Source organism: Methylomonas sp. BW4-1 (assembly GCF_052474385.1).
In genome coordinates, this window is record NZ_CP184125.1 from 1,763,557 (window position 1) to 1,783,868 (window position 20,312).

The following is a 20,312-nucleotide window of genomic DNA, read 5'->3' on the forward strand; positions in this document are numbered from 1 at the left end:
CGGCAGTTGCCGGAAGCAGGCTAAATGAAGTTTCCCCGGATCAATTCGGGGTTTATTCCCGATGAACGCTGGCGGTGCGCCCGGATAATACCGGGTTTTTCACCACCCTTCGGGATTGCTTATGCGACACATCATGCTTTCATTCAGCTTTTTGCTCCTTTCCTGGCAAGTTCACGCTCACGGCCCGACGCCGCAAAAAGCCAAGGAGTCTGTGACCATCCAAGCGCCTATCGCCAAGGTATGGGCAGAGCTGAAAAATTTCGACGACATTGCCAATTGGCATAGCGACTTGAAAAAGAGTGCGGGTGACCGCAAGAATCAGTCCGGTGGTTTACGCACGTTAACCTTTCAAAACGACGAAACCCTCACTGAAGAATTGGATTATTACAACGAAGCCGAACACGAATACAGCTACCGGCTGAAAACCGAAAACACCAAAGCGCTTCCGACCAGTTCGCATACGGTGGATGTGAAAGTCGCGGCAGGTGAGACCGCCGACAGCAGCGTGGTCACCATCAAAAGCCGCTTCTACCGCGGTGATACCGGCAACACGCCACCGGAGAATTTGAGTGACGAAGCGGCGGTTAAAGCGATGACCCAGTTTTTCAAGAACGGCTTGAACGGCTTGAAGGCCAAGCTGGAGAAGTAAATTTTATGTCGTCATTCCTGCTTACGTGGGAGTGACAAAGCCTGGGACCTTTGTATGTGATTTTCAATCGTCTCCTGTAGTGAGCGGAGTCAACCCACAAAAAAATCGCCCCTTGCGGGGCGATCTGTTGTCTGAGGTTTTACGGATTGGGTCCGTTGTGGCAGCTAAAACAACTCACTTGATAACCCGCCGGCCAATTCTTGATACCAAACTCATCGGCATCAATGGTTTTCGCAACTTTTACCGCACTCAAGGGAGTGCCGGCGCTGGTCGTACCGTGGCAATAGCTACAGCTTGGCGTAGTGGCTGTGCCGTTTTTATTGGCGTCTTCGTGTTGCTTAACCCAGGCGTCACCGGTGGTATGCATGCCGTGAGGGCCGCCGTTTACCGTGTTCGGGACTGTAGTATGGCAAGCCTTACATTCGGCTACCGTACCGGCGTGTCCTTGCACGGCGATGCTTTGCAGGTTTTCGTCAGCATGTGTGGAGGGATACTCCGCGTGTGTCGAACCGTGACAAGCCTCGCATTGCAAGCCGCCGTGTCCTTTACTGAAGCGGTACAAGTTCAATCCGGGAACCGGCGTATTGGCATTGGTGGCAAAGGTACGATCTGTTGGCACAATCGCTTTGCCGGTGGCGTCGATGCCTGAAATCGCGCGTTTGCCGGGCGCGGCGCTATTGTGGCAAGACTCGCAGGTCGGCTCGTTGAACCAGCCTTGCCGAGTGGCACTACCCACCGCCTTCATATTGCCGTGACAGCTTTGGCAACTGATAGCAGGGTCGCCGCTGGCATCCGTAGCGGTGGACATCGCGCCACGCAGACATTGCGTTACCGATCCCGGATGACATTGGTAACAAGCGCTACGGTTGTCCAGACTATCCAGGGTTAACTGGGTGGCAGGGTCTTTTACATCGGCATGTTTTAAATGCAAGGACTGGGTGAATGGCGCAATGCCGGTCATGCCGCCCATCACCGTGGTCTTGTTTTCCTTATCGAAATAGGCATTGCTGGCATGGCACGCCACGCAAAGAACCGGTTGCCCAGCATCGGCCGTCGCCAGTAAGCCTGCTGATTTGTAGCCTTTGCTATTCAATGTGGTCAGTGCATCGTTGAATAATTTACTCCCCGCCTGTTTTTCATCATGCAGACGCAGAATGTTACGCTTCCAGTCTTTGTCAGGGTCGGCATCGAACACCCAGCCCGTCACCGGTTTGGCGGCAGTTTGTGCGGCATTGTTATTGGTGTCAGTGGATGCGTGGCAGCCTTTGCAAGTCATCTCGTCGCTGACCGGCAACACGGTGGTGGCGCTAGCCAGAACCTTACCGCTCAGCGCATCCTTAGCCACGACCTTAACGGTGGGATAGAAGTTCTTGTTACCTTTGTCGTCGAAGGGCGTCACCGGAATACCCTCGGCCTCGAACCAGCCGAACGCTGTGTTGTAGGTCATCGGCGCGGGTGTTAGGGATGGCGTTTTATTGCCGGGCATGGGGTTTCCGCTGGCGAGTCCATCCAGGTTAACCCCGACATCCGGTGCCGGATTCAAGCCTACCAACTCACCGACCCAAGACCAGAAATTGGTTTTGTTGGCGCTGCTGGTATTGATAGAGCCGCTACTGTCGACGACCGCTTCATAAGTCAGCAACACGTTGCTGCTGACCAGCTTGCCGTTTTTGTCTTTCAATTGCGCATGCAAAGTGTTGTAGGGCGGCAAGATGGCGAACACGGAAAAATCCAGGCCGTCCATGCAATGCATGCCTAAATCATTCCAGGCCAGCAGGGTGTATTCGCCGACAGCCGTGGTATTTAACACCGTCACTGCGACCGTTTTGGAGGTCTTGCTGTCGCGGATGGTCACCGTGGCCGAGCCGGCTTTAAGACCTTTTATGGTAGCGAGATTATTGGCATAGCCGACGCTGGCAATTGAGTTGTCCGACGATTGAACGTTTACTGTGCCGGAGGCGTTGGTGACCGTGACGGTGGCAGTGCCGCCCACATTGACCGCCAATACGGCCGGCGAAATCGTCAAGACGGGAGAAGGGGCGCTGATGACTTTGACTTCCACACGCTTCGAGCTCTTACGATCTTTTACCGTGACCGTCGCCGAACCGGCTTTTACACCCTTGATGCTAGCGATACCGCTGGCGTAAGTGACTGTCGCCACACTGGTATTACTGGATTTTACACTGATGCTTCCGGATGATTTTGTGACCGCAATCTTGGCTAGTTCATCCACGACGATTTCGACGGAATTGGGTTTGAGTTCAAGCGCCTGGACGCTACCAAATTCGCATACACCCAGAAAAATCAGCAAAAGCTGAAATATAAATAGACGTGCATTCATAATATCTCCCATGAATACGTTTTGATCGGATGGGTAATCGTTAATGAATTGCCCATATGAATGGAAGCAAACGGCCAACATCCGATACCGCGTCGCTTCTCGATGATGCTTTATTACTTTTTTTAATAAGGTTATTCAGTCGGCACAATAACCATTCAACATGAATTGAAGATGAAAATACAATGAAGTAATGATTAAGACTGGCGCAGCTTTTAGACCGGAAAGACTTGAATCGGGCGTCTTGAGCCAGTTGCTTGGGAGGGGGATTTGCGGGCTTACAACCGGGAGTTCCGGTCGCAAGCGCCCATTAACAGCGTTGTTAAACCGGTTAGCTCTGAGTCTATCGAAGCGCACACAGGCCTAGGCTTCGACTCGCTCAGCCCGAACGGCATGCCAGGGATAAATAGGGCCTGGTTAATAGGGAAGGGGGTGTTCCGCGCTAGCTGTGCTCATACAGTTCGCTGCCGGTATTGATAATACCTTGGCGACCAGCCAGCAGTGTCAATTCCGACATGGTTTTGACGTTTAATTTTTCTTTGATCGCCGTACTGTGGTTGCAGACGGTTTTGTAGCTCAAACATAATTTTTCCGCCGCTTGACGGGTGCTCAAACCATTGGCCAGCAGGCAAAAAATGTCGAATTCGCGCGGCGACAGCGATTTAACCTTATATGCCTCATCCTGGCCGATAGCCATATTGACCGCCAATTGCTGCGCCAAAGCCGGTTCGATATACGTGCCGCCTTCCGCTAGCGTGCAGACTGCGGTCACCAGCGTGTCCGGCTCATTATTTTTGGTGATGTAACCTTTGGCGCCGGCCTTGATGGCGCGGGTGACGTAGACCAGTTCGTTATGAATCGAAAATACCAATATCTTGCAACTGGGGTAGCGAACCAATAAGCGCCGCACTGATTCCAAACCGCCCAGACCGGGCATGGATAAATCCATCACCACCACATCCGGCGTTTGCTTGTCATACACCTGGCAAGCGGTCTCGCCCCTATCGGCTTCATAGACGGCGCCTATTCGTTCAGACAAGGATAAATAAGTCTTGTAACCGGCTCTGACCACTGCATGGTCGTCTACTAATAAAACGCTGATTTTATTCGCCACTAACTACGTGTCCTGATTGGTTTTTGGTGTGGATGAGCAAGAAACGCCTCCGGCAGAACCGGTGCTATCCCTAGCTGGCGCTTCTTGCCCCGCCATGATGCCGATTTTTATGCCGGGAAACCATGGGAGCTTTTCCCGTTTTGCCGCGGCGTGCGGCTGCGTGCGACCGGGAAAACTTCCATGACTTTTTTCGCGGAATTCCCAGGCTATTTATGGATTATTCCGTAACGCCCGATAGGCCGCCTTCTTTACCATTTGCGCCAGCATGGCCCGGTAGGTCTAAGTCAATATTGTGTGCGACTTGATTGAGATTGCTGATGTGAAAAGTGAAGGAGATTTCTGCCGCAAAGCAAAATCTCGCGTCACGGATGGACGCCAAAATTAAGCGCAGCGTGTGATTGATTTTGCCCGGAAATGCCGATGGCGTTATCCGCTTTTAACGGAAGGCTCCCCTAACCAACCGATTTGCCGGGCCATGCAACCTAATAAACAACATAGGAGGATTCATGCAAATTTCACGGTTTGCCAAGCAGGTATCGACCACGGCCTTAGTCACGGCTGCGGCCTTGGCCGTGTCGTCATCGGCGCAAGCGAATAAAGAACTGGAACAACTAGCCAAGCAAAACACCAACTGGGTGATGCAGACCAAAGATTATGGCTCGACTCATTTCAGCGAGATGATCGACATCAACGCCAACAACGTCAAAAATCTGAAAGTGGCGTGGTCGTTTTCCACGGGCGTGCTCAACGGTCATGAAGGTGGGCCTCTGGTTGTTGATGGCATCATGTACGTGCACACCCCTTACCCTAACAACGTCTTCGCCATCAGCCTGGATGAGCCCGATAAAATCCTTTGGCAGTTCAAACCCAAGCAAAATCCAGCGGCGCGCGCCGTCGCTTGTTGCGACGTGGTCAACCGGGGCTTGGCCTATGCGCCGGCCGGCAAAGATTATCCGGCTACCATTTTCTTAAACCAGCTGGATGGTCATGTGGTGGCGATTAACGCCAAGACCGGCGAAGTACTGTGGAAAATGGAAAACTCCGACATCGCCATGGGTTCGACGTTGACCGTCGCACCGTTCGTGGTGAAGGATAAAGTCATCGTCGGTACCTCCGGTGCCGAGTTGGGGGTGCGTGGTTATGCCACCGCTTACAACATTAAGGATGGTAAGCAAGCCTGGCGCGTTTACGCCACCGGTCCGGATGAAGACATCAAATTATCCAAAGACTTCAACAGCGCCAATCCGCATTACGGTCAGTTCGGTTTGGGTCTGAAAACCTGGGAAGGCGATGCCTGGAAAATTGGCGGCGGCACCAACTGGGGTTGGTATGCTTACGACAGCGACTTAGAAATGTTGTATTACGGCTCCGGTAACCCGGCACCGTGGAACGAAACCATGCGTCCCGGCGACAACAAATGGACCATGACTATCTGGGGCCGCGATGTAAACACCGGCGAAGCCAAGTTCGGTTACCAAAAAACCCCGCATGACGAATGGGACTACGCCGGCGTCAACTACATGGGTCTGTCCGAGCAAATGGTCGACGGCAAAATGACCAAACTGCTGACGCACCCGGACCGTAACGGCTTGGTGTATACCTTGAACCGCGAAAACGGCAGCTTGGTCAATGCCTTCAAAATCGACGACACCGTCAACTGGGTGAAAAAAGTCGATCTGAAAACCGGTCTGCCGATCCGCGATCCGGAATATTCGACACACATGGACCACCAAGCCACTGGTATCTGCCCGTCGGCGATGGGTTACCACAACCAAGGTATCGAGTCTTACGATCCGAATAAGAAACTGTTCTTCATGGGTACCAACCATATCTGCATGGACTGGGAACCGTTCATGCTGCCTTACCGGGCCGGCCAGTTCTTCGTCGGCGCTACCTTGAACATGTATCCGGGTCCGAAAGGCACTTTGGGTCAAGTCAAAGCCATGAATGCCGTCACCGGCAAAATGGAATGGGAAGTTCAGGAGAAATTCGCGGTCTGGGGTGGTACCACCGCAACAGCGGGCGACCTGGTGTTCTACGGCACCCTGGACGGCTACATCAAGGCACGCCACTCCAAAACCGGCGAAGAGTTGTGGAAGTTTAAATTGCCTTCCGGCGTCATTGGCCACCCGATTACCTATAAACACAACAACAAGCAGTATGTGGCGATTTATTACGGTGTCGGCGGCTGGCCTGGCGTAGGTCTGGTATTTGACTTGGCCGATCCGACTGCCGGTCTGGGTGCAGTGGGTGCGTTTAAAGAGTTGGCGCACTACACCCAAATGGGTGGCGGCGTGATGGTGTTCGCGTTGTAGAAAGCTTTCCTGGTTCCCACGCGCTGCGTGGGAATTCAGGTTAACCGCGCTGCGGTGGCGATGATGTGCCGCAGCGCGGCTACTAAGGCGTTCCCGCGCAGCGCGTGGGAACGAGGCAACGAGTCTACTTAATTCCTAGAATCACTATGAAAACAAGCACACGCATTGTGGCTGCGTTGGCATTGGGCTTTGGTTTTTCCACAGTTCAAGCCGAACAGCCGGTTTTAAAAGTCTGCACGGCTGAAAACGAAATGCCTTACTCCAATAAAAACGGCGAAGGCTTTGAAAACAAATTGGCGCAGTATGTGGCCGAACAACTGGGCCGCAAATTGGAAACCGTCAGCTGGACAGATCCGCGCTACTTTATCCGCGATTACCTGGATAAAGGCTTGTGCGACGTGGTAATGGGCGTCGATGCCGGTGATCCGCGTTTATTAACCACGGCACCGTACTACCGTTCCGGCTACGTGTTTATCAGCCGCGAAAAAGACGGGTTGGACTTGCAGAACTGGGATAGCCCGGCCTTGAAGCAAGCCCAGCGGATTGCTTTCGCACCGGGCTCTCCGGCCGAAACCATGCTGCGGGCCATCGGCCGTTACAACGATATGTTCAATTACCAACAAGAGTTGGCCGGCTTCAAGTCCAAACGTAACCAGTACGTCAAGTACGACAATGACAAACTGGTCAACGAAGTGGCTTCCGGCAAAGCGGAAATCGCCATCTTGTGGGGACCCGCCGCGGCCCGCTACGTGAAGGCATCGGCCACGCCGCTGACGATGACGGTCATTCCGGACAACGCCAAGCGCGCCGACGGCGAAAAAGTGGGTTTGCATTACAGCACTTCCATTGGCGTGCGTAAGAACGACAGCGCTTTGCTGGGGCAATTGAACAAAATCATCAAAGACGGGCAGGACAATATCGAAGCGTTGCTGGAAGCGGAAGGCATTCCGTTGCTGGATCAACCCGAAACCGCCGTGTCCATGAACTAAACAGGAAACCTTGAATGAAATTGAAAACATTTTTGACTGGCGCCGTGCTGTCGATGTCAGCGGTGGCGGCAAGTGCTGTCCAGGCCGACATCACCCTGCGCCATGCCTTGACCGGGGAAGCGCTGGATTTGAGTTTTGCCAAAAAAGGCGGTAACACCGACAAATTCAAGCAGTTCATGCAAACCGGCAAAAACCCGTATAACGGCGATGCCGAAGCGGCAAAAAAAGGCGAGAGCTTGTACATGACCGGTTGCTCGGGCTGCCACGGCCATGAAGCCGAAGGCAAGCTCGGCCCCGGTCTTGCCGACGACTACTGGACTTATCCGCGCGGCCTGACCGACCAGGGCTTGTTCGAAATCCTATTCGGTGGCGCCAATGGCATGATGGGGCCGCAGTACGTCAATTTCAGCACCGACGACATGCTGCACATCATGTCCTTCTTGCGCAGCATTTACAAAGGCGATCCGAAGAAAGCCGAGTGGTTGAAATAAACGCTCTCACCCTAGCTCTTTCCCGGAGGGAGAGGTAGCTCAAGCCACTTAGCAAACTCCAGGCGGCTTAAGTTTGCCTTGGAAGTAGGAATTGAACCCTCTCCCCAGGGGAGAGGGCAGGGTGAGGGTTATCCAACAAATTACTTTAGGAGATCAACATGAACAAATTAGTAATGTTAGGCGCGGTACTGCTGGCTTTTGGCCTGTCCGGCGCGGCAAAAGCCTACGACGGCACCAAATGCAAAGAAGCCGGCAACTGCTGGGAACCGAAGCCGGGGTATCCGGCACAAGTGGCGGGCAGCAAATACGACCCGAAACACGATCCCAACGAGCTGAACAAACAAGCCCAGTCGATCAAAGAAATGGAAGCCCGCAACGCCAAACGTACTGAATTGCTGGCGAAAACTGGCAAGTTCGTTTACGACGTCGAAGGCCAATAAACAACGGGTGGGTCGGGATGCGCAGTGCGCACGCCGACAGTGATCACGAGGATAGAACCCTTAGGACGCCGCCAGGGACGGCGGTAACTAATGATGCGGAGGGAATCGAAGATTATTCTGCCGAAGCGAAGACCAGGGAATGCCCAAGGCAACGGCGCGCTCAACCCATGCAAGCCGTTTAAGAACTTCGCGAGTGCAGTAGTCTTTAAACAGCTTCTAAACGAAACCTCACGGCTCCGGGCCGTTGCTATGCCGCTTAGATCACGACGGCCCGTTATCAGCGGCGCGTATGTCTGCAATCGGCGGCATGGCAACCCAGCACCGGAGTTCTTTTTGCGGTATTGGCTTTAATCAACAGCGCTCAATTAGCTATGACAAGCAAGCAAACCCTCAGCGACTGGCGCGCCAGTGCGTTGCAGTTGGAACAACAAATCAACCATGTCGTCGTCGGCCAGCAGGCGGCGGTACGCAATCTTTTGATAGCCATATTCGCTCGCGGCCATGTGTTGCTGGAAGGCCAGGTCGGCGTCGGCAAAACCACCTTATTGCGGGCCATCGCCCAAGGGCTAGGAGGTCACTACCAGCGTATCGAAGGCACCATCGACTTAATGCCGGCCGACTTGATCTATTACACCTATTTAAATCAAGAAGGCCGGCCCTGCGTCGATCCCGGCCCTTTGTTGAAGCAGGGCGAACAGTTGTCGGTGTTCTTTTTTAACGAAATCAACCGGGCCCGGCCGCAAGTGCATTCGCTGCTGTTGCGGGTGATGGCCGAGCGCAGTATCGGCGCGTTCAACCGCGAATACCGGATGCCGCACATTCAGGTATTTGCCGACCGCAATCGGGTGGAAAAAGAAGAGACCTTTGAATTGCCGGCGGCCGCTCGCGACCGGTTTTTCATGGAAATCAACATCACCGCACCCAGTGACGACAAGGTGTTGGACGATTTGCTGTTCAATCCGCGTTACCACGATGTCGATGCTTTGATTGGGGAAATGGCCGCCAGCCAAATACCTTATTACCAGCTCAACGACTGGGCGGCGGCGATTCAAGACAGCATCCAGCCCAGCGCGGCGTTGCGCCAATACGCCTTGGATTTATGGAAAGCCACCGCCGATCCTGGCGCATTCGGCATCGCTTTAGCCGATGTGGACATGGACAACCTGTTGCAGGCCGGCGCCAGTCCGCGCGGCGTCAGCTACATGATACGCGCCGCCAAAGTCCGGGCTTGGCTGGAAAATCGCGACAGCCTGTTACCGGAAGATTTGCAGGCGGTTTTCGCCGTCACCATGTCGCACCGGATATTCCTGAACCCGATGTACAGCTATCGCCAAGACGATATTGTTCCCACCTTGATAGACAGCATACTCAACCAAATCGCCGCACCGTAACAGTCATGAACATTAAATCGATTTTGCACGCCATGCTGCCGCATGCCGGCCTTGGCCATTTATTAGACACCTATTTAACCTGGTCCGGCGTCGGATTTATTTGCTCGTTTATCGCCAGTAGTCTGGATAAACATGCCGACGTCCCTTACGCCGCATATTACACCAGCGCCTTGAACGACGCGGTGGGTTTTAAATTCTGGATTTTACTGGCGGTGGTCGGCACCTTGCTGTTTTGCCTGAGTCTGCCGGTGTTATATCTATCGCTGCATTTTCCGGCGCTAAGTGATTTCAGCCGGCGCTTACGGCGGTTTACCTACACGTTTTTCTTGGTGGCCTTTGATGAGGGCGGCCTGATGATAGGAGTTTTGACCGCCAATTTTATCGATACTAGCGAGCGCATCTCGCTGTTGGCGAACAAATCGTTCTTGTTCAGCGATGTCGGTTTCTTCACGATCCTGGCTTTATGCCTGCTCAACTCTCTGCTGTGGCTGTTCGGCGAAGCCATTCATAGCCGCAATGCGCAAACGTACTCAGGCGTGGTGGCCTTATTGATGAGGGTGCCGCTGAGATTTTCCCTGCCCGGATACCTGGTCGTGACGGCCGTGCTGGCGAATTTGGTTGTCAGCCAATAAGGTACTCGCTAAAACGATGTCGGCCACGATAAAGCCTTTCCAATACCGCCTGCCACGCCCGGCAGTCGGTGTGTTTCCTGGCGCGCACCCCGGACAGATGGTCGGCAACGGCCAGTTGTTCAAGCGCCATGACACCTTGATCGCCCGTCCGGACCCCAGACGCATCGATCTGCGGGCCAGCCTGCTCGACCCGTTCGGAAATTATCAAGTGCGGGTGCAGCAACAACACAGTGCTATCGACGTGTATTTGCTGGCCGATTTATCCGCTTCCATGGGTTTCGGCGGCGGCTATGACAAGCGCCGTGTAATGGCCGATATGTTGTTATCGATTGCCGCATCGGCCCTGGAATACGGCGACAACATCGGCTTTATTGCGGCTAACCAGCAGGTGTTCACCGATGGCTATTTGCCAGCCGGTAAACACCTGGGCCGGATTCAAGCCATGGCAAAACGCCTGGAAACACTCGACCTGCAACCTGGTTCGGCGGGCTTGCAGCAAGCGCAACGCTATTTACCCAAGCATAGGGCCTTGGTGTTTTTAGCGTCGGATTTTCATTTTCCGTTGCCGCGTTTGCAAGCCATTTTACAAAACTTGCGCCGCCACGACGTGATACCGCTGGTGCTGTGGGACCCAGCCGAATACAGCCGCTTACCGGATTGGGGGTTGTTTCAACTCCAGGATCTGGAATCCGGCAAGCGCCGTACCCTTTGGCTACGTCCCGGTTTGAAGCGCAAGATAGAACAGGCATTTGTCCAGCGCAGTGCGCAATTGCAACAGCAGTTTCGGGCCTCGGGCTGTGAGCCGCTGTTTATCGACAACGGCTACCGCGCCGAGCAGCTGGGGCAATATTTTTTAAGGAGAGCAGGGTGACGTTGGCGGCAAAGCGGCTTGGTTGTGCTTGGGTATGGGTATGCGTCACGCTGCTGGAGGCGTGCTCCGGCACGTCTAACCAAGCACTCCGCGACTTTCAACTGCAAACACCTCGGCCGTTCGGCTATGTGATCGGCGATACCATCCCGCAGCGGATTGTGCTGGAAACGCGCGCCGGTATGGTCTTGGAGCGCAACAGTCTGCCGGCGCCGGGCCGTTTGAATCGCTGGTTACAACTGAACGCGGTGACTGTGCAGGAAACGGCCGGCAATGACGGCAAGCGCTATCAAATCGACCTGCAATATCAGCAATTTTACGCACCGTTGGAAGTGAAAGCCTTGAGCATACCCGGTTTCACCTTGCGCTTTCAGCAGCACGGGCAAACTCTGGAACAGCCGGTCGCGGCCTGGACCTTTACGACCGCGCCACTGCGGGAACTGGTGGTCAGGCAGGATGAACACGGCGAATACATGCGCCCGGACCAAGCGCCGAGCTTGTTGGATGACGCGGCAATTGTCCGGCGCTTATGCGTGGCGTTGACGGTGGCGCTGGGCATCGCATTACGTTTGGCTTGGCTTTACGGTTATTTACCGGGACTACCGAAACGCAGCGTATTCAAGCGCGCGCAGCGGCAACTGCAAACCCTTGGCTTGTCACAGTTGCCGCAAGGGCTGGGCGCTGTACATGCGGCATTTAACGGTCTTCACGGTAAGCCGGTGTTTTTGCACAAACTGGCCGAGTTTTATCAGGACCACCCGGAATATCGCAGCATCGCTGACGAATTGACTTGGTTTTTCGATTATTCCAATCGTTACTTTTTCGGTGACGCTTCGATAATGCTGCAAGAACACGATCTGCAAAAACTCAAAACCCTGTGCCTGCATTGCCGGGAAATCGAGCGAGGCAGCCGATGAGTTTGGGCTTTGAGTATCCTTGGGTCTTGCTCGGTTTGGGCTTATGCCTGTTGCCGATGTTGAGAATGGGAGTGGTCGCCAACCCCTATCCCTGGCTGGCGATATTGCCTGTCGACCCACTATCGCTGGCTATCAGCGCCTTGATCCGCTTGCTGGGCGTGCTGGCGATAGGCGGGTTGATTCTGGGCTTGGCCGGTGCCTATCTGCAAGAACAGCAAGTGGAGCGCATCGGCCACGGCGCACACATCGTCATGCTGTTGGATCGCAGTAACAGCATGGACAACACCTTCGCCGGCAAGACGCCGGAAACCCAAGGCGAGGAATCCAAAGCCAACGCCGCCCGCCGCTTGTTGAATCAGTTTGTCGATCACCGAGCGCACGATTTGATCGGCATCGCCGAATACAGTACTTCGCCGCTATTCGTGCTACCGCTCACTGAAAACAAAGCCGCGATTCATGCTGCGATAGACGCTACCGCCTTGCCGGCCTTGGCTTATACCAACGTCAGCAAGGGCTTGAGCATGGCTTTGGAGTTCTTCGATAGCCGGCCGGTGACCGGTTCGCGCATCGTGCTGCTGGTGTCGGACGGCGCGGCGGTGATCGATCCGGACAGCGAAGCGGCTTTGCGAGAGTTGTTCAAACAACGCCAAGTCAGTTTGTATTGGGTGTTTCTGCGCACCGCCAACAGCCCCGGTTTGTTTGAAGTGCCCGACGACCCGCGCGACGACAATGCTCAGGCCATGCCGGAACGTTATCTGCATCTGTTTTTTAATAGCCTGCATATTCCCTATCAAGCCTACGAAGCCGAAACGCCCGGTGCCTTGCAACAGGCGGTAGACGACATCAACCGCCTGGAAAACCGGCCCCTGCATTATTTCGAGCGGATTCCGAAACAGGATTTATCCACGCGCTGTTATGCCTTTGCGGCGGCGCTGATGTTGTTATTGCTGGGCGTGAAACTCTGCGAGGCCAGACTGTGATCCGTAAGTTAAAACACTGGGCGCTGTGGGCCATATTGGCAGCAACTTTATTAGTGACTCTGACGCAATTGCTGCAACTGTATGGCCTAGCCGGCCAAAATCGGCTGATCGGCCAATCACTGGCCGATCAGGATGTCGGCGCAGACGAATTGGCAACCTCGGCGCCGGAAGTACGCATGGCCAGAGCGGTGTATCTCAGCCGGCACCAACGCTACGACGAAGCCTTGGCGACGCTGAACCTGTTATTGCAGCAAGCCAGTGCCGAAGCGCAAGCGCAAACCCGTTATAACTTGGGCAATCTGTATCTGCGCCAAGCCATGGAGAAAGCCCAGGCCGGCAATGTTAACGAGGCGATGCCCTTGCTGGGTCTGGCCAAGCAAGCCTATCGGGAAGCATTAACGTTAGACAGCGGCTTTTGGGATGCCAAGTACAATCTGGAAGTGGCGATGCGGCTGTTGCCGGAGATGGACAGAATCAGCAGCGGCGACGAGCAGGACGATCTTAATCAACAGACCCAACTATGGACCACCTTGCCGGGCTTTCCGCGTGGCTTGCCCTAACTTGGTGCTTATCTTCCCGACCGATAATTTCGCTATATGACTATCGCCCCCAATCTTAGGGATTACCGTTTCTGGCTGTTGACCGCGGCCTTGCTGTCCTTGTTGGTGGTGTTTTTCCATCCGCAAACCAGCGCGCAAGTGTCACTGTACCGGCTGGTGTTTGTTGTTGACATTACCCGCAGCATGAACACCGAAGATTATCAGCTGGATAAACAGCCGGTCAGCCGATTGCAGTTTGTGAAACAAGCGCTACGCCAGGAGTTGTTAAAATTGCCTTGCGGTTCGCAAGTGGGTTTGGGGGTGTTTAGCGAACGCCGCTCGACGCTGTTGTTCGAACCGATAGATGTGTGTTCGGGATTTGCCGAGATAGACGCAGCGATTGCGGCGCTGGATTGGCGCATGGCCTGGGCTGCCGACAGCCGCATCGCCAGTGGCTTGCTGAGTACGCTGGAGCTGTTAAAAGACAAAGATCAGACCCTGGTGTTTCTCAGCGACGGCCAGGAGGCACCCCCGCCCAATCCGCGTTACAAACCCGATCTGTCGCCAGTTAAAGATAAGGTAAAAGGTGTGATCGTCGGCGTCGGCGGCGAGCAACTGTCGCCCATCCCCAAGTTCGACGCAAAGGGCCAACGCCAGGGCTTTTACAAACCCGAAGACGTGCCGCATCGTTCGTCCTTTGGTGAATCGGATCTAAATCCCGAGAAGATCCAGGGCTACAACGCCCGTAACGCACCTTTCGGCAGCGAGGCGGCAACCGGCGACGAGCATATGAGCCGGCTGCACGAAAGCTATCTCCGTCAGCTCGCTGCTGAGAGTGGTTTACAATATCGACGCCTGAGCGATACCGACAGTCTGGATCAAGCGCTGCAACAAGCCGAGTTTGCCAAGCCTGGCAAACAGAATGTCGATACCGGTTGGCGTTATGCCGGCCTAACCTTATTGTTGTTCGCGGCGGTGTATGTTAGGCCGTAGGTCCGTTTAGTGAAACGTAATCGGACGAATTTAAAGCCTTCATTCCTCCGAATACGCTTCGCTATTCGGAGCTTGTATTATCCAAGCGTGCTTTTCAAAGGATAATAAACCATGAAAACACACCTGAGGGGCACCTCAGGTTTGGGTCGCTGGATGCCGTATCGGAGCTTGGATTTCGAAATCCCCGGCGTAGATCTTTGCAGCAGCGACCCACCCTCGATCAACGATCGAACAGTCTCTTCGGCCCGGTTTCCGGCAGCCTGCATTCACAAGGTAGATCATTTGAGGTTTTCATGTCCCATTTTTATCTCGGTATCGATGTTGCTAAAGCCAAGCTGGACTGCGCGTTGCGCTTGCCCAGCGGTAAGTTTCGCGCCAAAGTCATTCCCAATACTCTCGACGGCTTCGCGACGTTGTTGACGTGGTTGGCCGCTCAAAAGGCCCAATCGCCTCATGTCTGCATGGAAGCGACCGGCATTTATTGGGAAGACGTTGCTCAGCGGTGGTCTCCTGAAACATAACGTTTGACATGAGCTGCGTGACCCGGCTTGCCGGGGCACGTCAGCTCGATGGAAGGGTTAGGCTTCTGTGCGCAACGCATAGAGACCCTTCTCAGGATTTGACTTGGCACAAGCTGCTACCTCTTCAGGTTTCCATAGGGTTCCAGAATCGTTGTCGAGAAGCGATGGCCCCAAACTTGACATGAGGGAACTGACGACTTGGATTGCAAACCTCGCGTCTTGACCGTGGCGACTAGCGACCTGGAATGCGCTTTTGATCTCGCCGCCGAGCGCGGCGCGGATAGCCTTAAGTTCATTTGGCTCGAAATCTGCGTGCAAACTTTCTTCGACATAGCGCCAAAGGTAGAACTGCTCTGAACTCTTGCTGACGGTTCCTGCTACGAAGCCGAGGAGCGATGCTTCTTGCTCCACCATTTCAGATGTCGTTCGGCCAAAGAAGACGATCATGCTGTCCATGATGTTCTTTCAGACGCCTAACGTCGAGCTAAGGGGCGCGTAGCGAAGCGGAGCGTCCCTTTGAGCGACTCGTTAGGCCATTTTTTGTGCGGCAACATCTGAAAACCTCGTTGCTGGTTGAAAACGAACCTCACGTCCGCCACCGATTGAAGGGACTGCAATGTAAGTAACCGACTCAGGTAAATCAGGAACACTAGCGGGTTAGCAAGCATGTCCTTAAGCTTGATTTCCTGGATGAATTTCCAAGCTCCGTAACGTGGATCATGTAAATTGCGTGAATCGCCCATAGAGGCCCAACGTGAAGCTAAGGGGAGGCGCCGCTTTTGCGCAGGGTTAGAAGCTATGTACATGTGGTATCACTAAGTTTTAGCATGTTGTTCACTGATAGATGAGATGACTCGCTGACCACAACGCTTGCATTTTCCCTCGACTAGGATTTTCCCGTTCTCTTCGTATTCGACCGGATCAGTAAGCCCTAAGTCAGCCTCGGCGCAATGGTCGCACCACGTATTCGCGGCTAACCACTGCTGATCTTGAGTGTTACGGCCGCTGAAATTCCGTTCAATACGTGCCATAGAGATTGGTACCTTCTAAAGTAGAGCTAAACCGACCGCTGGAGCGTAGCGGAAGCGGGTCGGCTTGAGCATATTGTTAGCCGAAAGGATGCCTCTCAACTGCTGAAAATAAATATGAAATGACTATTTGCTGCACGTGTCATAGCACTTCTTTTGTTCCGTGGAGCAAACTATTTCAGATTTTCCACTTTGCTTGCAAGAATCATATTTACTGTCACATCGACTCATACAGTTCGAGTCATCATAAGCCAGCTCAATTCGCGGCGCCTCTGAGGATACGATAGCTTTTTGTGGTAAAACCGAGGCAGCAATGGAACTTGTTTCAGTTGCAAATGCATGGATTGAGAGCAATGCAACGACACAAAGGATATTTTTGCTTAACTTCATTTGCTTCTCCTGCTTAACGTGGTTGGGATGAAAAGATTTTCATTGGCTAACGTTGGAGGGAACCCCAACAGCGCAGCTGTTGGGGCGTCCGGTTGACCGAAGGGTTAGGCAACACCTTGTGCCAAAACTTCGCGGTGTAGTTGGTTGATGTGTTCGACAGCCAGATTTCCACGAGCAATATGCGGCAAAACAATTTCGCGGGTTTTTGTGAACCTGTGCCCGATGCGGACTGTGTAGGACTTTAGCGCCCAACTCAAGAAACCAGTGAAGTAAACAGCGTCTTCTAGGTCTCGCCACTTAACACCGTTAGTACCTTTTGACCAAGGGAGAATGCCGCTATAAACCCAAACACCATCTTCGTTCGTGTAGAGGATGACGCTACGAATGCTGAGAACTTGAAATGCTGCCAGTGCTAAAGCAACAAGGCACACGATGACGCCAGCCGTTTTGTAACCGTTAGCGAACAGAGCCGTACCAATTGAGGACATAACAAGAAAAACTATTACCGGGCGAACGTAAGCGGTCCATGCCATAGCAAAACTGGCATAGACGTTTTGTGGTTCTTGCGATGACTCCATTTACATCTCCCCTGGTTGGTAAATGCCCAACGCCCAGCTCAGCCGAGGAGGCGCGACAGCGCCGACGTCGGCTGGAGCGCCGTGTTATGTTGCCGAACGGATAGATTCATATTTAATGGCATGATTGTGATTCATTAATTTTGCTGCATTTATGAGATGAGTCCAAAACTCCTTGCCGGGGCTCGGATTATCTTCAATTACCCCATCAAGTTCCTCCATTGCAAGGAGCAGTTCATTGGCTTCAATATAGGACAAGAAATCATTTTCTCTGTACCCATTATCGGATTCGATGACGTCCTCAGGGAGCAACTGATATGCAGCCATCAATTCTTGCTCAATGCTTTTCCATTTTTCCTGCAAACCCATTGCTCACCTTGCAACATAACGTTGCGATAAACGGTGGTTTTTAAGTTGCACTTTTGCCATAAAATGGAGCGAAGCGGAATGGCAAAAGAGCAACTTAAAAATCCATCCGTTTGATTGCTTTGTTATGCATTTTTTTAGTTAGCAAGCGCTGAACTAAAAAAAATAGAATTGAGCTAAAAATAAAAGCTAAAAGAACATAGCTAAATATGTGCGGTGCATTTTCCATGCGCTGGGCTTCATGGAGGTAAGGGAAGGCCAATTTTTTGTAAGCGTATAAAAAAATGCCAAAATTGGTACAAACACTAAATAAAACAATGGCAGCGGACAGAACGATATTTTTCATTTGATCTCCCAAAACCAGACTTCTTTGCTTTTATTTAAATCTGATACAACACCAAAAAACTCATATACTGACCGCGTGAACATGCCACCTCCAGTCAATTCATTCTTATTCCAAAGATCAATGTGGTCACCGCTACGATTTTGAAATGATTCATTACCCCTTTGCCAAGTAATCCTTAAAAAATATAATTCCAGTCTTTTCTTTAAGTGTTGTTTGGAAATTTCCTGGAACAATTTTCTGACGCACAGAAAGGCCGAGTAATGGACGTTCCGCAAGAGCGATAGCAAATTCCTCAGCAAGAAGAATATGCTTTTTACCAGAATGTGACCAGCAACGTTTTGCCTTTAGAAGGCTAATATCTACACCTGACCTTATTAAACATTCACTCAATAAGATGGCACAATAATCTGAAAAAGGACTGCTGCTAGTGGGTTGCTTATTATAACAATCCTTTTTTAATTTTTCCTGATCAGGAAAATTTTTCCATAGCGTTTCAAATTTCATTTGGACGTTCCCAGTTTGAGTGATTTTAATAATTAGGTGATGCATAACGTTCGAGGTAACGCGGGGCCGGCGGTGGACCGCTAGGCCCGCCGGAAGGATGATAGACAACTCCTGGAGGCGGGCCTGGTGGACCACCGCTGGGCCTCGCGTTGACCGAGAGGTTAGGCCGCACTGGAGGCGCAGAGGCTGCTGTACTCGGCTGCTCGATGGGCGGTGATGCCGCGAGTCTGCTCACCAACCAGAGGGTGTTCAGCTGGACCGAGCGTGAGCACAGGCCTCGTTTTGGGGCCAGTGAGCGCGAGGGACGCGGCCAAACCGCACGTGGACGGGTGATTCGGGATGTCGTTCGCAAGGGTCGCGGCGAAGGCAGGCTCTTGGGCCTGATCTTCCTCGTCCCAAAGCTCATAGACACGCTCGAAGTCTGACTGAGAGACCTGGACCCAGATTCCAAGGTTGTACGGTGCTTCTCTCTCATCGACTGGAAGTGGTAGCAGCGCTCTTATGAAGAACTGCTCCCCATCTAGCACGCTCAAGTCCGCGTTTTCTTGAACTCGCTGTTCCCGTTCGTTCTTCGGCTTGAAGCCCTGCGACGACGTCGGGCCTGCGAAAGGTGAGTTCGATCTCATTGGGCGGATGTTCGTGCCCGCATTCAGCGCAGATGGGCATACGTGTCTCTTGTGCGGCCTAACGCTAAATCTAACCCGCGTAGCGAAGCGGAGTCGGGTTGAGCGATGGGTTATGTTTAATAGAGGTTTTGGTTTCTCTCATTTTCTTCATTTAATCGATTCACTAATTTTTGTTCCTCAAGGAGCGCACTATGATTTTTCTCGGACAATATAGCTTCAAGGGCGCTTCTAGCGCTCTCGGATTCTTTCACTTGCTCTTTGAACATGTGCTTCTCCTTTTCCGATATTTCCTTCTCACCTTCCAGAACAGATACCTTCGCCTTGAGTGCCGAGTTCTCAGATTTAACAGGCTGTTGAAATTTAAAAATCCTCTCCACTTTTGTCCCTAAAAACGCATTTCTGGCAAAATTGAAATTTGTAAGTCATTGATTGTTCGTTGCGACCAAATGACTTTTAACAGCAAATTGGAGAATTTTGAGGAATTTTTTCCACCGATTTTCTTTTTTCAACAACCTGTTAAGCTTAAAAAGAGCCAGTATAGAGTTTCCGAACTCTATACTCGGCTTGGTATAGTTAACCAGCAACTCTATCCACGCCATTTTGATACTCCCTCCGCTACTACGGAACATAACGCCGCGATAAACGGTGGTTTTTAAGTTGCACTTTTGCCATAAAATGAAGCGACGCGGAATGGCAAAAATGCAACTTAAAAACCATCCGTTTGATTGCTTTGTTAGGCTTTATTCATTAACACTAAAGTCTTCAAGACCAAGAATAAATTGTTCAAAACTGTCTGCGACATGAGTGATTTTATAGTCAAACTCTTGATCAACATGAACCACTTTAGGCTCTTTACCTTCTATACAATTACGATAATCCAAGCAAAGCATGTCATGACCAGCCGAAGGGCAATCAGCAAAATACACCCCGATGTTTGGATATCCCCAGTGCTCGATCCAGAATTTGCTGCCTTTTTCACCGCACAAAGAATACGATTTTTTATTTCCTATGCCAAAGATTCCGTGAATAGCAATATGGTCATAAGCCCAAGAGGTTTCCTCAGTTGTTTTATGATCAGTATAGAAGGGAATACCACCATTTTGCTTTTTCATAAATTCAACATAAGAATTAGGTAATTTATACCTGAGCTGAGATTCAATTAAAGCTAACAAGTCATTATCCAGAGCCTCGCTAATATAGGAACTTTTAGCGTATTCGGTGTTATTCCAGAACTCGTTTATATCAATGTCGGAAATTGATTTAGTATTCAAGTAAATTTTCCTTCTAGCAGGCTGGTGAA

The 20,312-nt window shown here is 52.2% G+C and carries 24 protein-coding genes; 13 read left to right on the plus strand and 11 right to left on the minus strand.

From position 1 onward, the window contains the following. Window positions 1-121: 121 nt before the first annotated feature. Window positions 122-649, plus strand: a complete 528-nt coding sequence (locus tag ACH5Y9_RS08150) for an SRPBCC family protein (RefSeq protein ID WP_033156194.1) — start codon at window positions 122-124, stop codon at window positions 647-649. A 139-nt stretch (window positions 650-788) separates the two neighbouring features. On the opposite strand, the gene ACH5Y9_RS08155 is transcribed toward ACH5Y9_RS08150, so the two are convergent. Together ACH5Y9_RS08155 and ACH5Y9_RS08160 are read right to left on the minus strand one after the other, a co-directional pair. Next, on the minus strand, window positions 789-2,990 hold the full coding sequence (locus ACH5Y9_RS08155) for an Ig-like domain-containing protein (RefSeq protein ID WP_445369223.1): 2,202 nt from the start codon (window positions 2,988-2,990) through the stop codon (window positions 789-791). Window positions 2,991-3,429: 439 nt separating this feature from the next. Then, window positions 3,430-4,101 carry a response regulator gene (locus ACH5Y9_RS08160; RefSeq protein WP_033156196.1) on the minus strand — a complete coding sequence of 224 codons (672 nt, stop codon included), beginning with the start codon at window positions 4,099-4,101 and terminating at the stop codon, window positions 3,430-3,432. A gap of 506 nt (window positions 4,102-4,607) precedes the next feature. On the opposite strand from ACH5Y9_RS08160, the gene ACH5Y9_RS08165 reads away from it, so the two are divergent. The 12 genes from ACH5Y9_RS08165 (at window position 4,608) to ACH5Y9_RS08220 (ending at window position 15,177) form a co-directional block, all read left to right on the plus strand. Continuing rightward, window positions 4,608-6,416: a methanol/ethanol family PQQ-dependent dehydrogenase gene (locus ACH5Y9_RS08165; RefSeq protein ID WP_033156197.1), complete on the plus strand. Its 1,809-nt coding sequence runs from the start codon at window positions 4,608-4,610 to the stop codon at window positions 6,414-6,416. A gap of 146 nt (window positions 6,417-6,562) precedes the next feature. Further along, window positions 6,563-7,405 (plus strand): methanol oxidation system protein MoxJ, encoded by an 843-nt coding sequence (gene moxJ / locus ACH5Y9_RS08170; protein ID WP_445369224.1) that lies wholly within the window; start codon window positions 6,563-6,565, stop codon window positions 7,403-7,405. Window positions 7,406-7,419: 14 nt separating this feature from the next. Next, window positions 7,420-7,896 carry a cytochrome c(L), periplasmic gene (moxG, locus tag ACH5Y9_RS08175; RefSeq protein WP_445369225.1) on the plus strand — a complete coding sequence of 159 codons (477 nt, stop codon included), beginning with the start codon at window positions 7,420-7,422 and terminating at the stop codon, window positions 7,894-7,896. Window positions 7,897-8,054: 158 nt separating this feature from the next. After that, entirely contained in the window at window positions 8,055-8,336 is a 282-nt protein-coding gene (locus tag ACH5Y9_RS08180; protein WP_101052345.1) for a methanol dehydrogenase [cytochrome c] subunit, read from the plus strand. 371 nt (window positions 8,337-8,707) lie between these two features. After that, window positions 8,708-9,727 carry an AAA family ATPase gene (locus tag ACH5Y9_RS08185; protein WP_445369226.1) on the plus strand — a complete coding sequence of 340 codons (1,020 nt, stop codon included), beginning with the start codon at window positions 8,708-8,710 and terminating at the stop codon, window positions 9,725-9,727. Between the two features lie 5 nt (window positions 9,728-9,732). Then, window positions 9,733-10,359 (plus strand): MxaP protein, encoded by a 627-nt coding sequence (locus tag ACH5Y9_RS08190; protein WP_445369227.1) that lies wholly within the window; start codon window positions 9,733-9,735, stop codon window positions 10,357-10,359. Between the two features lie 16 nt (window positions 10,360-10,375). Beyond that, the gene (locus ACH5Y9_RS08195) at window positions 10,376-11,230 is read left to right on the plus strand and encodes a DUF58 domain-containing protein (RefSeq protein WP_445369228.1); all 855 of its coding nucleotides are present in this window, start codon (window positions 10,376-10,378) and stop codon (window positions 11,228-11,230) included. After that, window positions 11,227-12,144: a nonribosomal peptide synthetase MxaA gene (locus tag ACH5Y9_RS08200; protein ID WP_445369229.1), complete on the plus strand. Its 918-nt coding sequence runs from the start codon at window positions 11,227-11,229 to the stop codon at window positions 12,142-12,144. Before ACH5Y9_RS08195 ends, ACH5Y9_RS08200 begins: the two co-directional genes overlap by 4 nt. Then, window positions 12,141-13,124 (plus strand): vWA domain-containing protein, encoded by a 984-nt coding sequence (locus ACH5Y9_RS08205; RefSeq protein ID WP_445369230.1) that lies wholly within the window; start codon window positions 12,141-12,143, stop codon window positions 13,122-13,124. The genes ACH5Y9_RS08200 and ACH5Y9_RS08205 overlap by 4 nt, the downstream gene beginning before the upstream one ends. Continuing rightward, on the plus strand, window positions 13,121-13,684 hold the full coding sequence (locus ACH5Y9_RS08210) for an MxaK protein (RefSeq protein ID WP_445369231.1): 564 nt from the start codon (window positions 13,121-13,123) through the stop codon (window positions 13,682-13,684). Before ACH5Y9_RS08205 ends, ACH5Y9_RS08210 begins: the two co-directional genes overlap by 4 nt. A gap of 36 nt (window positions 13,685-13,720) precedes the next feature. Continuing rightward, window positions 13,721-14,656: a vWA domain-containing protein gene (locus tag ACH5Y9_RS08215; protein ID WP_445369232.1), complete on the plus strand. Its 936-nt coding sequence runs from the start codon at window positions 13,721-13,723 to the stop codon at window positions 14,654-14,656. A gap of 293 nt (window positions 14,657-14,949) precedes the next feature. Continuing rightward, window positions 14,950-15,177 carry an IS110 family transposase gene (locus ACH5Y9_RS08220; protein ID WP_445369233.1) on the plus strand — a complete coding sequence of 76 codons (228 nt, stop codon included), beginning with the start codon at window positions 14,950-14,952 and terminating at the stop codon, window positions 15,175-15,177. A gap of 57 nt (window positions 15,178-15,234) precedes the next feature. On the opposite strand, the gene ACH5Y9_RS08225 is transcribed toward ACH5Y9_RS08220, so the two are convergent. The 9 genes from ACH5Y9_RS08225 to ACH5Y9_RS08265 form a co-directional block, all read right to left on the minus strand. After that, window positions 15,235-15,633, minus strand: a complete 399-nt coding sequence (locus ACH5Y9_RS08225; protein ID WP_445369234.1) for a hypothetical protein — start codon at window positions 15,631-15,633, stop codon at window positions 15,235-15,237. 1,066 nt (window positions 15,634-16,699) lie between these two features. Continuing rightward, complete coding sequence (locus ACH5Y9_RS08230; protein ID WP_445369235.1) at window positions 16,700-17,173, minus strand: hypothetical protein; 474 nt, start codon at window positions 17,171-17,173, stop codon at window positions 16,700-16,702. A gap of 84 nt (window positions 17,174-17,257) precedes the next feature. Further along, window positions 17,258-17,539, minus strand: a complete 282-nt coding sequence (locus tag ACH5Y9_RS08235; protein ID WP_445369236.1) for a hypothetical protein — start codon at window positions 17,537-17,539, stop codon at window positions 17,258-17,260. Window positions 17,540-17,633: 94 nt separating this feature from the next. Next, the gene (locus ACH5Y9_RS08240; protein WP_415878138.1) at window positions 17,634-17,882 is read right to left on the minus strand and encodes a hypothetical protein; all 249 of its coding nucleotides are present in this window, start codon (window positions 17,880-17,882) and stop codon (window positions 17,634-17,636) included. Next, window positions 17,879-18,115, minus strand: a complete 237-nt coding sequence (locus ACH5Y9_RS08245; protein ID WP_445369237.1) for a T6SS effector amidase Tae4 family protein — start codon at window positions 18,113-18,115, stop codon at window positions 17,879-17,881. Before ACH5Y9_RS08245 ends, ACH5Y9_RS08240 begins: the two co-directional genes overlap by 4 nt. Beyond that, a complete protein-coding gene (locus ACH5Y9_RS08250) occupies window positions 18,036-18,386 on the minus strand; it encodes a T6SS effector amidase Tae4 family protein (protein ID WP_445369238.1) in 351 nt (116 codons plus the stop codon). The genes ACH5Y9_RS08245 and ACH5Y9_RS08250 overlap by 80 nt, the downstream gene beginning before the upstream one ends. A 161-nt stretch (window positions 18,387-18,547) precedes the next feature. Next, window positions 18,548-19,012, minus strand: coding sequence for a DUF2199 domain-containing protein (locus tag ACH5Y9_RS08255; protein ID WP_445369239.1), 465 nt, complete (start codon window positions 19,010-19,012; stop codon window positions 18,548-18,550). A gap of 116 nt (window positions 19,013-19,128) precedes the next feature. Next, window positions 19,129-19,278: a hypothetical protein gene (locus tag ACH5Y9_RS08260; protein ID WP_445369240.1), complete on the minus strand. Its 150-nt coding sequence runs from the start codon at window positions 19,276-19,278 to the stop codon at window positions 19,129-19,131. Window positions 19,279-19,752: 474 nt separating this feature from the next. Beyond that, the gene (locus tag ACH5Y9_RS08265; RefSeq protein ID WP_445369241.1) at window positions 19,753-20,283 is read right to left on the minus strand and encodes an SMI1/KNR4 family protein; all 531 of its coding nucleotides are present in this window, start codon (window positions 20,281-20,283) and stop codon (window positions 19,753-19,755) included. Window positions 20,284-20,312 lie beyond the last annotated feature (29 nt).